We start from the raw sequence: 12,370 nt of genomic DNA on the forward strand, positions 1-12,370 counted from the left end.
GGCTTCATTGCCGCGCGAGCGCGCGGCATTCCCGTATTTTTCAGTGGTCTAACCAACAAGCCGTGCCGGCACCGCGCCGCGCAACGCGTTGCACACGAGCAGCGCTTCGGCGTTCAGCACATCCGACCGCGTCAGCACTTTTTCACCTGCCCGCAAGCCCGACGCGTCGTCGAGCAACACGCTTCGCATTACACCCGGCAGCACGCCTGACGCGAGCGGCGGCGTCCACCATTGTCCCGCGAGCTTCACGAACACGTTCGACCTGCCGCCTTCGGTCAGTTCGCCCCGTTCGTTGAAAAACAGCGTATCGAAGGCGCCCTTCGCTTCGGCTTCGCGCCAGCCGCGGTCGTAGTCTGCCCGGCGCGTGGTCTTGTGGCGCAGCAGCGGATCGGCGGCGTGGGTCGGCGCGAACTGCGCTTCGGGGCCGAGCAGAACACCAACGATCGCATCCGCCAACGGCGCAAGTATCGCGGCCGAGAGCTGGGTCACCCCGCTCTTGCTCAAAGCAAGCCGCATTCGATGCGGCATCTGCGCCGGGAGCGTGGCGCACCGCGCTGAAATCTCCCCACGAATGCGCGCTTCGTCGAACCCGAAGCCAAGCGTCGCGGCGCTCGACGACAAGCGCCGCAGATGCCGCTCGACGTGCCGCACGCCGTCTTCCCGCGTCGCGTACATCGTTTCGAACAGTTCGAAACCCGGCTCGGCGCCCATCAGAAAACGTGCTTTCAATCGACACTCCTCGTGCTCGTCGGCGGCCACGCTGTCGAGCACGATGCCCGCGCCGATGCCCATGCTGCCGCGCACACCGTTCGTGCCACCGTCTGATGCCGATGACGCAGTCAACGTCAACGTGCGAATCGCGACCGACATGCAAAAGTCGCCGCAATCGTGATCATCGCCCGGCGCATCGAGCCAGCCGATCGCGCCGGTATAGAGCCCGCGCGGCGTGCTTTCCAGTTCGTCGATCAACTGCATCGTGCGATGCTTCGGCGCACCGGTAATCGAGCCGCAGGGAAACAGCGCGCGCAGGATCGTCGCGAACGAGGTGCCGTCGAGCAACGTCGCCTCGACAGTCGACGTCATCTGCCACACCGACGCATACGGCTCGACCGAAAACAACGCCGGCACGCTGACCGAGCCGATCCGCGCGACTCGCGACAGATCGTTGCGCAACAGATCGACGATCATGACATTCTCGGCGCGGTTCTTCGGATCGGTCGCGAGGAACTCGGCGTTACCCCGGTCGACGGCAGGATCTTGCGAGCGCGGCGCCGTGCCCTTCATCGGCCGCGCGCGCAACGTCGGGCCGTGCTTTTCGACGAATAGTTCGGGCGAACACGACAGCACCCACGCATCGTCCGGCAACGCGATCAGCGCGCCGAACGACACGGGCTGGCGCGCGCGCAACCGCCGATAGAACGCGAGCGGCGAGCCGAACACGTCGAAGCCGAGGCGGTACGTGTAGTTGACCTGATAGGAATCGCCCGCGCGCAGGGCGGCGTGAATCGCGTCGATCGCCGCGTCGAACTCGGCGCGATCGACGCTCTCGCGCACGTTCGCGGTGCCCGCGACCGACGGCTCGAAAGCGCCGTTGTCCCGCGCCGTCAGCCACGCGTCGACCTCGTCGCGCGAAAGCTTCGCACAACGTTCGAACAATAAAAAACGCAGCGTGGCATTGCCACGCTGCGTTTCAGAAGACCGGCGCGCATCGAAACCCATCAGCGCGCGGCCAAATTCATAATCGGCGAGCACGACGGCGTGCAAACCGCTCCGGGTATCCGCCGCGACGCTGTCGCACACGGCTTCGAGCCGCGCCGCCTCCGTGCAGACCCGCTCGCGCACGAAACCCGTGTACAAGCGGCTCGACGGAAGCGCCGCCGTTGCACCGCAATCGTCGAGCAGCGCGAACGCCGCGCCGCGACTGACCACCGTCATACTGACCGCCGAATCAAATCAATCGAAAAAGCTCTTTACGCGATCGAACCAGCTCTTGCTTTGCGGACTATGCCGCGAACCGCCTTCCACGAGCGCCTTTTCGAACTGCTTGAGCAGATCGCGCTGCGCTTCGGTGAGCTTGACCGGCGTTTCAACCTGCACGTGTACGTACAGATCGCCGGCGATGCTCGAACGCAGCCCCTTGATGCCCTTGCCGCGCAAACGGAACGTCTTGCCGGACTGCGTGCCTTCCGGCACCGTGAAGCTGGCGCGACCGGCGAGCGTCGGCACCTCGATATCGCCGCCGAGCGCCGCGGTAGTGAACGGGATCGGCATCTGGCAATGCAGATCGTCGCCGTCACGCTCGAACACCGAGTGCTGCTTGATATGAATCTCGACGTACAGATCGCCCGACGGACCGCCGTTGATGCCCGGCTCGCCGTTGCCGGCCGAGCGGATGCGCATGCCGTCGTCGATACCGGCCGGGATCTTCACTTCGAGCGTCTTGGTTTCCTTCACCTTACCCGCGCCGTGGCAGTGATTGCACGGCTCGGGGATGTAGGTGCCGGTGCCGTGGCACTTCGGGCAAGTCTGCTGGATGCTGAAGAAGCCCTGCGACATGCGCACCGAACCCGAGCCGCTACAGGTCGGGCAGGTTTCCGGCTTGGTGCCCGGTTTCGCGCCCGAGCCATGGCAGACTTCGCACGAAACCCAGCTCGGCACGCGAATCTGCGTGTCGTAGCCGTGCGCGGCCTGCTCGAGCGTGATTTCCATGCTGTAGCGCAGATCGGCGCCGCGATACACCTGCGGGCCCGCGCGGCCGCCTCCGCGTGCGCCGCCGCCGGCCGCCTGGCCGAAGATGTCGCCGAAGATGTCGCCGAATGCATCGGCAAAGCCGCCGAAACCTTGCGCGCCGGCCCCACCCATGTTCGGATCGACGCCCGCGTGACCGTACTGATCGTACGCGGCGCGCTTTTGCGAATCCGACAGCATTTCATAGGCTTCCTTCACTTCCTTGAAATGCTCTTCCGCATCCTTGTGACCCGGATTGCGGTCGGGGTGGTGCTTCATCGCGAGCTTGCGATAAGCCTTCTTGATTTCGTCGTCGCTCGCGTTCTTTGCGACGCCCAGAACCTCGTAGTAATCCCGTTTCGCCATATCGGTTCAACGCCGCCGCGCAAAGCGACGCGGTAGCTCCTTGTGAATGCTGTGGAGTCTCACGACTCGTCCGGCCGCTGTCTGCGCCGCGCCAGGGCACGGTTCAAAACAACGCCCTCCATAAAACGAACGTGCCCGGAGAGCCCCAAAAAGGCTCGCCAGGCGCGAAAACCGCTCTTGCACTTTGGGCGCCCCGGGGGCGCCGTTCTCGTGCAGCCGGGCCGTGCACATCGCTGTGCACGGCTTTACGGTCGGATGCCGACCTGGCTTTAGTCTTTCTTCACTTCCTTGAACTCAGCGTCGACCACATCGTCGGCCTGCTGGCTCGCACCCGCCGATGCACCGGCACCGCCGCCCGCCGCGCCCGCCGCCGCTTCGGCACCTTGCGCAGCCTGCATGTCGGCGTACATCTTCTCGCCCATCTTCTGCGAGGCCGTGGCCACCGCTTCGATCTTCGCTTCGATCGCGGCTTTGTCGCTCGAGTTGCTCTTCAGCGTGTCTTCGAGGTCCTTCAACGCGGCTTCGATCTTGTCCTTCTCGCCAGCTTCGAGCTTGTCGCCGTACTCGGTCAGCGCCTTCTTCGTGCTGTGGACGAGCGCGTCACCCTGGTTGCGGGCGTCGGCCAGCTCACGCAGCTTGTGATCTTCTTCCGCGTTCGCTTCGGCGTCCTTCACCATCTTCTCGATTTCGGCTTCGGACAGACCCGAGTTCGCCTTGATCGTGATGCGGTTCTCCTTGCCGGTCGCCTTGTCCTTCGCGCCGACGTGCAGAATGCCGTTCGCGTCGATGTCGAAGCTCACTTCGATCTGCGGCACGCCGCGCGGTGCCGGCGGAATGCCTTCGAGGTTGAACTCGCCGAGCAACTTGTTGCCCGCTGCCATTTCGCGTTCGCCCTGGAACACCTTGATCGTCACGGCGCCTTGATTATCATCAGCCGTCGAGTAGACCTGCGCGTGCTTGGTCGGGATCGTCGTGTTCTTGTTGATCATCTTCGTCATCACGCCGCCGAGCGTTTCGATGCCGAGCGACAACGGGGTCACGTCGAGCAGCAGCACGTCCTTGCGGTCGCCCGACAGAACCTGGCCCTGGATCGCGGCACCAACGGCCACGGCTTCGTCCGGGTTCACGTCACGGCGCGGATCCTTGCCGAAGAACTCCTTCACCTTTTCCTGCACCTTCGGCATACGGGTCATACCGCCGACCAGGATCACGTCGTCGACTTCGCCGACCTTCACGCCCGCGTCCTTGATCGCGACGCGGCACGGCTCGATGGTGCGTTCGATCAGGTCTTCGACCAGCGCTTCCAGCTTGGCGCGCGTGATCTTCAGGTTCAGGTGCTTCGGACCCGATGCGTCCGCCGTGATGTACGGCAGGTTGATTTCGGTCTGCTGGCTCGACGACAGCTCGATCTTGGCCTTTTCAGCCGATTCCTTCAGGCGCTGCAGCGCGAGCACGTCTTTCGACAGATCGACGCCCTGCTCCTTCTTGAACTCGCCGATGATGTAGTCGATGATGCGCTGGTCGAAGTCTTCGCCGCCGAGGAACGTATCGCCGTTCGTGGACAGCACTTCGAACTGCATTTCACCGTCGACGTCCGCGATTTCGATGATCGACACGTCGAACGTACCGCCGCCCAGGTCGTACACCGCGATCTTGCGATCGCCCTTTTCAGCTTTGTCCAGACCGAACGCGAGAGCCGCGGCGGTCGGTTCGTTGATGATCCGCTTGACTTCCAGACCGGCGATGCGGCCGGCGTCCTTGGTTGCCTGACGCTGGCTGTCGTTGAAGTACGCCGGCACCGTGATCACGGCTTCCGTGACGGTCTCGCCAAGGTAGTCCTCAGCGGTCTTCTTCATCTTGCGCAGGACTTCGGCGGAGATTTGCGGCGGCGCGAGCTTCTGGTCGCGCACTTCGACCCACGCGTCACCGTTGTCGGCCTTGATGATCTTGTAGGGCATCAGGCCGATGTCCTTCTGCACTTCCTTCTCTTCGAAGCGTCGGCCGATCAGGCGCTTGACCGCGAACAGCGTGTTCTTCGGGTTCGTGACCGACTGACGCTTGGCCGGCGCGCCGACCAGGATCTCGCTGTCATCCATGTAAGCGATGATCGACGGCGTGGTGCGCGCGCCTTCCGAGTTCTCGATGACCTTGACCGAGTTGCCTTCCATGATCGCCACGCACGAGTTGGTCGTGCCGAGGTCGATACCGATGATTTTGCCCATTTTTACAAATCTCCTGACTTTGATCGCTGCGGAAAGCGCCCGGTTGACCCATCTGGCGGCGGGACGATCCGCTCTCAATTCATACCTGCACTCAAAATAAGTGCGGCCACATCGTTTTCAAGACCTCTTTTGCGATGCGGTCTTTAATTTTTTTCAATCACGGGGCGAGGCGCCTGAATCTTCGCTGCGAGCCCGCTCCGTCAGTCTGCGCGGCGCCCCCGGCGTGGTTCGCCGGAAGTGCCTGAATCGATGGATCTTTGCGGCACATAGCGATGCGAAGCGACGCAGCAGACGCCACCGGCGCAAACGCCCGGAGCGAGTGTCGACGTGATTACTTCGGCGCCGCGACGGTCACGAGCGCGGGACGCAGTACGCGATCCGCGATCACAAAGCCCTTTTGCAGCACCGCGACGACGGTGTTCGGCTCCTGGTCGGCCGGCACCATCGAAATGGCCTGATGGCGATGCGGATCGAACTTTTCGCCGACCGGATTGATCGCCACGACGCGCCCCTTCTCGAGCGCGCCGTTCAACTGCCGCAGCGTGAGCTCGACGCCTTCGCGGACCTTCTGCAAGTCGTCGGACGAATGGGCGACGGCCGCCTCGAGACTGTCGACCACCGGCAGCAGATGCTCGGCGAAGCTCTCGATCGCAAACTTGTGCGCCTTGGCGACGTCTTCCTGAGCGCGACGGCGCACGTTTTCGGTTTCGGCCTTCGCGCGCAGGAAGCTTTCCTGCAACTCGGCGATCTTCGCCTGAGCGTCGGCCAGCGCCTGCTCGGCGGCACCCTGGGCCGGTTCCGCGGGGGCGCCGGTGTCCGGCTGTTGAGCAGCGGCCCCAGCCGCCTCGGCGGCCTGGCGCGCGGCTTCGTCGGCGGGCGTGGGATTCTGGCTCGTCGGGTTCTCTTGCGTGTTTTCCATGTCGCTGAAAGTCGTTAAAAAGTAAAAGCCAAAGGCGGTGCAAGCCGTTCCGACACAGTACGATTCATGCTTTGCAAAATCGCGACACGCGTCTTCGCGCCGATCCGCCAGACCGGACCCCAGATGGGGCCTGAAAAAGCCGTTTCAAGCGGGTCGAGGGTTTTTTCGCACCACCGACGTGCAGGCGAAATGCGCCGTAACAAGCCTCACCGTGGCGCAATCAGATAGAGATTGAGTGCAGCCCGCAACTGACCTATTCTCCAGTCATGGAGCAGCAACGCCACGTTAACCCTAATCTGACGTAAGCGTTACCGACACCTGACAGTCGTTCCGATAGCCTGTTTCAGCCCATCAAGGGGAGTACCGTGAAACTGACCTTTGCAATCGGCGTGGTCGCACTGGTACTGATCGCGGGCACCACGACCATCTGCATGTCCGGTGCGGTCAACGACCACACCACCGAGTACGGCGGCGCACACGCCACCGTGGAGCAGTTTCTCAATCCCCACCTGAAAATCTGTCGATAGTGCGCCGGTCGCGTTTGGTCGGTCGGCCGTGCAGCGCGGCGGCCGGCTCGTGGTAGACCTTGCGCCGTTCCTGCTCGACCTGCCGCTTCGCCTTGCTCTGCGCGGTTTCCACATAAAGCGTCTGCGCGACGCTCGCCGGACCGCGTACGTCGCATACGCCCAGCACCTCCACCTGCCACACGTAGCGCTCGATCTCGATTTCGACCAGATCGCCGACACGCACGTCCTTCGCCGGCTTCACGGCGACGCCGCCGATACGCACCCGCCCCTTGTCGACCGCCTCCGCGGCCAGCGAACGCGTCTTGAAGAAGCGCGCGGCCCACAGCCATTTGTCGATGCGCAATTTCGCGCCCGGTTCGGTTGAAATGCGGTAGTTCATCTGCGTATTCAAGCTCCTGTCGTGTGCGGCACCGGCACCGCCTGCACGGGCCAGCCCTGCAGATGCTGCGCAACGATTTCGCCAAGCGCGGCAACCCACGGCTGCGACGCGTTCAGACAGGCGATCCGGTGAAACTCCTTGCCACCCGCCTGCAGAAATTCGCCGCGCCCTTCCATGCCGATTTCCTCGATCGTTTCGAGGCAGTCGGCGGTGAAACCCGGGCAAAACACGTCTGCACGCCGCACGCCTGCCGCGCCGAGCTCCTTCAACGTCGGCGCCGTGTAGGGCTGCAGCCATTCGGCCTTGCCGAAGCGCGACTGGAACGTGATGCGGCATTCGACCGACGTCAAATCGAGCGCCTGCATCAGCAGCGCGCCGGTCTGCTGGCATTGCTCGTGGTACGGGTCGCCGAGGTCGAGCGTGCGCTTGGGCACGCCGTGGAAACTGAGCACGAGCTTGTCGCCCGCCGCGAAATCGGGGCGGCCGTGCAGATGCCAGTAGTGGTGCACCTGTGCGGCGAGCGCCGCGATGTACGCCGGGTGATCGGCGTACTGGCGCACGGTGCGGACTTCCGGCTGGTTGCGCATGCGCTTGAGCGCGGAAAAGGCTTCGTCGAACGCGGTCGCAGTGGTCGACGCCGAATACTGCGGATACATCGGCATCAGCAACACGCGCTCGGCGCCCGCGAGCTTCAGTTGGTTCAGCATTGCCGGAATGCCGGGCGTGCCGTAGCGCATCGCGTAGTCGACCAGCACCGTGTAGTCGTTCAGTTGCAGCAGATGGCGCAGGCCCTCGACCTGCTTTTCGGTGTGGACGCGCAGCGGTGAGCCCTCGGGCATCCACACCGCCGCATACTTCTTCGCAGAGCTGCGGCCGCGCAACGGCAGAATCAGCAGACGCAGAATGAGCTGCCACAGCAGCGCCGGAATTTCGACCACGCGAGGATCGGACAGGAACTGCGCGAGGTAGCGGCGCACCGCGCGCGGCGTCGGCGCGTCGGGCGTGCCGAGATTGATCAGCAACACGGCGACGCGATGCGACGTGGCGTTCTGTGAAGGCCGCTCGAGGTCGAAGCGCATAGGTAGCAGAAATCACCGCATTTTGCGGCGAGTCGATTCAATGGAGATTCATTATAGCGGCGCGGGTTCTGCCCGGCGCCGCCAGAGACCCCTGGCCATTCGGACGATTGGCAGACACCGCGCGTTCGCGCATCATGATCGCCACGGACTGCGATGACGCCAGTTCCGCGGAGCCCGAGGACTACTGCTGGCTGAGCGTCATGGACAACAGCCGCGCGGTTATGTCCACGATCGGAATCACGCGGTTGTAGGCCATGCGGGTCGGTCCGATCACACCGAGCGTGCCGACGATCTTGCCGTTCACCTCGTACGGCGCGGTGACGACGCTCATTTCCTCGATCGGTACCAGATTCGATTCGCCGCCAATGAATATTTGCACGCCCGCCGCGTGACTCGACACGTCGAGCAACTGAAGGAGGCTGGTCTTCTGGTCGAACACATCGAACAGCTTGCGCAGGCGCGCCATGTCCGACGAAAGATCGGCGACTTCGAGCAGATTGCGCTCGCCCGAGATCAACACGGTCTCGCCGGTGTCGGATTCGTCGGTGCTGGCGGTGACGGCCGCGTGCATCAGCGAGGTCATGTCGCCACGCAGCTCGTCGATTTCCTCGCGCAGGCGGCGGCGCACCTCGTCGAACGAGAGGCCCGCGAAGTGCGCGTTGATGTAATTGGAGGCTTCCACCAGTTGCGAAGGCGAAAAGTCGCGCTGGGTGGCGAGGATGCGGTTTTGCACGTCGCCTTCGGGCGTCACGATAATCAGCAGAATGCGCTGGTCGGACAGGCGCATGAATTCGATCTGCTTGAACACGTGGCTGCGACGCGGCGTGAGCACGACGCCGGCGAACTGCGACAGATTTGACAGCACGCTCGCCGCCGCGGCGACAATCTTCTGCGGCTCGCCCACCTGCAGCGTGGTCTTGACGGTGCGCGTCACCGCCTCCTCGTCGGCGGCGGATTCGACGGTCAGCATCGTGTCGACGAACAGGCGGTAGCCGCGTGGCGTCGGAATGCGCCCTGCCGACGTATGCGGACTGATCACGAGCCCCAGATCCTCGAGGTCCGACATCACGTTGCGGATCGTGGCCGGACTCAGTTCGAGGCCCGAATAACGTGACAGCGTGCGCGAGCCGACCGGCTGACCTTCGGCGATGTAGCGCTCAATCAGCGTTTTGAGGAGGGTTTGTGCGCGAGGATCTAGCATGACGAAAAATTTTAGCTCATTGGCATCGCAGCCGAGAGCGCCCGCGGCGCCCGCTCCCGGCGAATGCACCGCCGTCGGCGGGCTCGCATGTCATCGGGTCTTCACCATTCTAACGATAATCGCGACATACGCAGACGCCCTGCGTGCGCCGCCCCACAACCGGGTTGGTCTGCGGTTCTTTTCAGGCCCTACCTATGGTGTAATGCCGGCATGCAAGTGACCAGCCAGTTCAAGACCGTCGCGCTCGTCGGGCGCAGCAATACGCCAGGCATCGGCGAGCCGCTGACCGCGCTCGCCGCCTGCATCGCGAAGCTCGGCCTGGAAGTCGTGTTCGAAGCAGACACCGCCGCCGAAATCGGCGTGACCGACTATCCGGCGCTGCGTCTCGCCGAGATCGGCGCGCGCGCCGACGTCGCCGTGGTGCTCGGCGGCGACGGCACGATGCTCGGCATCGGCCGCCAGCTCGCGCCGTATCGCACGCCCTTGATCGGCATCAACCACGGGCGGCTCGGCTTCATCACGGACATTCCGATCTCCGACATGCGCGAGATCGTGCCGCAGATGCTGTCCGGCAATTTCGAGCGCGAGGAGCGCGTGCTGCTCGAAGCGCGCATCGTGCGCGACGGCACGCCGATCTACCACGCGCTCGCGTTCAACGACGTGGTGGTCAACCGCAGCGGCTTCTCGGGCATGGCGGAGTTGCGCGTGTCGGTCGACGGACGCTTCATGTACAACCAGCGCTCGGACGGCCTGATCGTCGCGACGCCGACCGGCTCGACCGCGTACGCGCTGTCCTCGCAGGGGCCGATCCTGCATCCGCAGCTACAGGGCATCGTGCTCGTGCCGATCGCGCCGCACGCGCTGTCGAACCGGCCGATCGTGCTGCCGGACGAATCGAAGGTCAGCATCCAGATCGTTTCCGGGCGCGAGGTGAACGTCAATTTCGACATGCAGTCGTTCACGTCGCTGGAGCTCGGCGACACGATCGAGGTGCGCCGTTCGCGCCACACGGTGCCGATGCTGCATCCGGTCGGCTACAGCTACTATGCGACGTTACGCCAGAAGCTGCACTGGCACGAGTACCCGTCGCACGAAGAAGACCCGAGGCCGTAAGCGGCACTTTGATTTCGCACGCCGCCGCGGCCGCCACCCGAATCCCAAGCTCACCCGACCACCTCCATGCTTCGCCACCTCTCGATACGCGACTTCGTCATCGTCGCCGCGCTCGACCTCGAATTCGACAGCGGCTTTACCGTTTTCTCGGGCGAGACCGGCGCCGGCAAATCGATCCTGATCGACGCGCTCGCGCTGGCACTAGGCGCGCGCGCCGAGGCGAGCGTCGTGCGCACCGGCGAGAGCCGCGCCGACATCACCGCGGAGTTCGAGACGCACGCACAGGTCGATCAATGGCTCGACACGCAGGCGCTCGGCGCGGCCGACGACGGCCAGCACGGCGGCACCGTGATGCTGCGGCGGGTGGTCGACGCGAACGGCCGCTCGCGCGCGTTCATCAACGGTACGGCCGCCACGCTCGCGCAGCTGCGCGAGGTCGGCGAGATGCTCGTCGATATTCACGGCCAGCACGCGCACCAGTTGCTGATGCGCCCCGACGCGCAGCGCGAGCTGTTCGACACGCACGCGGGCCTGTCCGACCTGGCCGCCGCCGTCACGCGCGCGTGGCGCACGTGGCGCGACAAGGCGCAGGCCGTCGAGCACGCGCAAACGCGCGATCGCGAGCTGCAACTCGAACGCGAGCGACTCGCGTGGCAACTCACCGAACTCGACAAGCTCGCGCCACAGCCGGGCGAATGGGAAGAAGTCAACACCGAGCATCGGCGGCTGTCGCATTCCGCGAATCTGATCGACGGCGTGCAGGGAGCGCTCGGCGCGCTGTCCGAATCGGACGACGCGATGATCACGCATCTCGGCTCGATCGTGTCGAAGGTGCGCGACCTCGCGGAGATCGACCCCGCGCTGAACGACGTGCTCGCCGCGCTCGAACCGGCCGAAATCCAGTTGCAGGAAGCCGCGTATTCGCTGAGCCACTACGCGCAGAAGCTCGAGCTCGATCCGGAGCGGCTCGCGCAGGTCGAAAAGCGCCTCGACGCGCTGCACTCGGCCGCGCGCAAGTTCCGCCTGCGGCCCGAGACGCTGCCGGAAGAACACGCAGAGCGGCGCAAGCAACTGGCCGCGCTCGACGCCGCCGCCGACCTCGACGGTCTGCGCGCCGCCGAGGCGCAAGCGAAGGAAGTGTTCGTCGCCGAGGCGAAAAAGCTGTCGAAGGCACGCGCGAAAGCAGGCAAGGCGCTCGGCGAGGCGGTCACGACCGGCATGCAGGAACTGTCGATGAAAGGCGGCAGCTTCGAGGTCGCGCTGGTGCCGCTGCCCGAAGGTGGCGCGCACGGGCTCGAGCAGATCGAGTTCCGCGTCGCCGGTCATGCCGGCGTGCCGCTGCGGCCGCTCGCGAAGGTTGCGTCAGGCGGCGAACTCGCGCGTATCAGTCTCGCGCTCGCAGTGATCGCGAGCGCGGCCAGCCCGACACCGACCCTGATCTTCGACGAAGTGGATACGGGCATCGGCGGCGGCGTGGCCGAAGTGGTCGGACGGCTATTGCATCAGCTCGGCGAGGCGCGCCAGGTGCTGTGCGTGACCCATTTGCCGCAGGTCGCCGCGCGCGGCGATCATCATTTCCAGGTCGCAAAGATGAGCAACGGCACCGGCGGCACGCTCAGCAGCGTGAGCTCGCTCGACAAGGCGAGCCGCATCGAGGAAGTCGCGCGCATGCTCGGCGGCCTCGAAATCACGGCGACCACGCGCAAGCACGCGAAGGAAATGCTGGCCGCCTGAAATTGCGCCGCGCATAGGCGGCCGCACACGGCTGAGTCGGCTTGGCCGGGACGTCACACCGATCCCGGCCGCGCATGATGCGCTACGCGAAGTGCGTGAGCGC

General features: G+C 64.7%; 10 protein-coding genes. 3 read left to right on the forward strand and 7 right to left on the reverse strand.

Features of this window, described 5'->3' with window-relative positions; translation table 11 throughout:
* Positions 1–48 precede the first annotated feature (48 nt).
* From pabB to grpE, 4 genes are all read right to left on the reverse strand, one after another.
* A complete protein-coding gene (pabB, locus tag OKW38_RS16435; protein WP_429362336.1) occupies positions 49–1,935 on the reverse strand; it encodes an aminodeoxychorismate synthase component I in 1,887 nt (628 codons plus the stop codon).
* An 18-nt stretch (positions 1,936–1,953) separates the two neighbouring features.
* Positions 1,954–3,093 carry a molecular chaperone DnaJ gene (gene dnaJ, locus OKW38_RS16440; RefSeq protein ID WP_018419484.1) on the reverse strand — a complete coding sequence of 380 codons (1,140 nt, stop codon included), beginning with the start codon at positions 3,091–3,093 and terminating at the stop codon, positions 1,954–1,956.
* Between the two features lie 269 nt (positions 3,094–3,362).
* Complete coding sequence (gene dnaK / locus OKW38_RS16445) at positions 3,363–5,315, reverse strand: molecular chaperone DnaK (protein WP_090803118.1); 1,953 nt, start codon at positions 5,313–5,315, stop codon at positions 3,363–3,365.
* A gap of 331 nt (positions 5,316–5,646) precedes the next feature.
* Positions 5,647–6,234, reverse strand: coding sequence for a nucleotide exchange factor GrpE (grpE, locus tag OKW38_RS16450; protein WP_429335774.1), 588 nt, complete (start codon positions 6,232–6,234; stop codon positions 5,647–5,649).
* A 365-nt stretch (positions 6,235–6,599) separates the two neighbouring features.
* Here grpE and OKW38_RS16455 point away from each other — a divergent pair, with 365 nt between their 5' ends.
* Complete coding sequence (locus tag OKW38_RS16455) at positions 6,600–6,761, forward strand: hypothetical protein (protein ID WP_167368620.1); 162 nt, start codon at positions 6,600–6,602, stop codon at positions 6,759–6,761.
* Here OKW38_RS16455 and OKW38_RS16460 read toward each other — a convergent pair.
* The 3 genes from OKW38_RS16460 to hrcA form a co-directional block, all read right to left on the reverse strand.
* Positions 6,733–7,140 carry an RNA-binding S4 domain-containing protein gene (locus OKW38_RS16460; RefSeq protein ID WP_018419480.1) on the reverse strand — a complete coding sequence of 136 codons (408 nt, stop codon included), beginning with the start codon at positions 7,138–7,140 and terminating at the stop codon, positions 6,733–6,735. The genes OKW38_RS16455 and OKW38_RS16460 overlap by 29 nt on opposite strands.
* Positions 7,141–7,148: 8 nt before the next feature.
* Positions 7,149–8,219, reverse strand: coding sequence for a ferrochelatase (gene hemH / locus OKW38_RS16465; protein ID WP_429356621.1), 1,071 nt, complete (start codon positions 8,217–8,219; stop codon positions 7,149–7,151).
* A gap of 181 nt (positions 8,220–8,400) precedes the next feature.
* Entirely contained in the window at positions 8,401–9,420 is a 1,020-nt protein-coding gene (gene hrcA / locus OKW38_RS16470; RefSeq protein ID WP_090803113.1) for a heat-inducible transcriptional repressor HrcA, read from the reverse strand.
* Positions 9,421–9,630: 210 nt separating this feature from the next.
* Here hrcA and OKW38_RS16475 point away from each other — a divergent pair, with 210 nt between their 5' ends.
* Both OKW38_RS16475 and recN read left to right on the forward strand, forming a co-directional pair.
* Complete coding sequence (locus tag OKW38_RS16475; protein ID WP_429362338.1) at positions 9,631–10,533, forward strand: NAD kinase; 903 nt, start codon at positions 9,631–9,633, stop codon at positions 10,531–10,533.
* Between the two features lie 66 nt (positions 10,534–10,599).
* Entirely contained in the window at positions 10,600–12,267 is a 1,668-nt protein-coding gene (gene recN, locus OKW38_RS16480) for a DNA repair protein RecN (protein WP_429362340.1), read from the forward strand.
* Positions 12,268–12,370 lie beyond the last annotated feature (103 nt).

The sequence above is a fragment of the Paraburkholderia sp. MM5496-R1 genome (genome assembly GCF_050436205.1).
Lineage (GTDB): Bacteria > Pseudomonadota > Gammaproteobacteria > Burkholderiales > Burkholderiaceae > Paraburkholderia > Paraburkholderia tuberum.

What these genes read in the sequence shown, in the direction of transcription:
- pabB (WP_429362336.1), bottom strand. Translation starts at nt 1,935, where the DNA reads ATGACGGTGGTCAGTCGCGGCGCGGCGTTCGCGCTGCTCGACGATTGC.
- dnaJ (WP_018419484.1), bottom strand. Translation starts at nt 3,093, where the DNA reads ATGGCGAAACGGGATTACTACGAGGTTCTGGGCGTCGCAAAGAACGCG.
- dnaK (WP_090803118.1), bottom strand. Translation starts at nt 5,315, where the DNA reads ATGGGCAAAATCATCGGTATCGACCTCGGCACGACCAACTCGTGCGTG.
- grpE (WP_429335774.1), bottom strand. Translation starts at nt 6,234, where the DNA reads ATGGAAAACACGCAAGAGAACCCGACGAGCCAGAATCCCACGCCCGCC.
- OKW38_RS16460 (WP_018419480.1), bottom strand. Translation starts at nt 7,140, where the DNA reads ATGAACTACCGCATTTCAACCGAACCGGGCGCGAAATTGCGCATCGAC.
- hemH (WP_429356621.1), bottom strand. Translation starts at nt 8,219, where the DNA reads ATGCGCTTCGACCTCGAGCGGCCTTCACAGAACGCCACGTCGCATCGC.
- hrcA (WP_090803113.1), bottom strand. Translation starts at nt 9,420, where the DNA reads ATGCTAGATCCTCGCGCACAAACCCTCCTCAAAACGCTGATTGAGCGC.
- OKW38_RS16475 (WP_429362338.1), top strand. Translation starts at nt 9,631, where the DNA reads ATGCAAGTGACCAGCCAGTTCAAGACCGTCGCGCTCGTCGGGCGCAGC.
- recN (WP_429362340.1), top strand. Translation starts at nt 10,600, where the DNA reads ATGCTTCGCCACCTCTCGATACGCGACTTCGTCATCGTCGCCGCGCTC.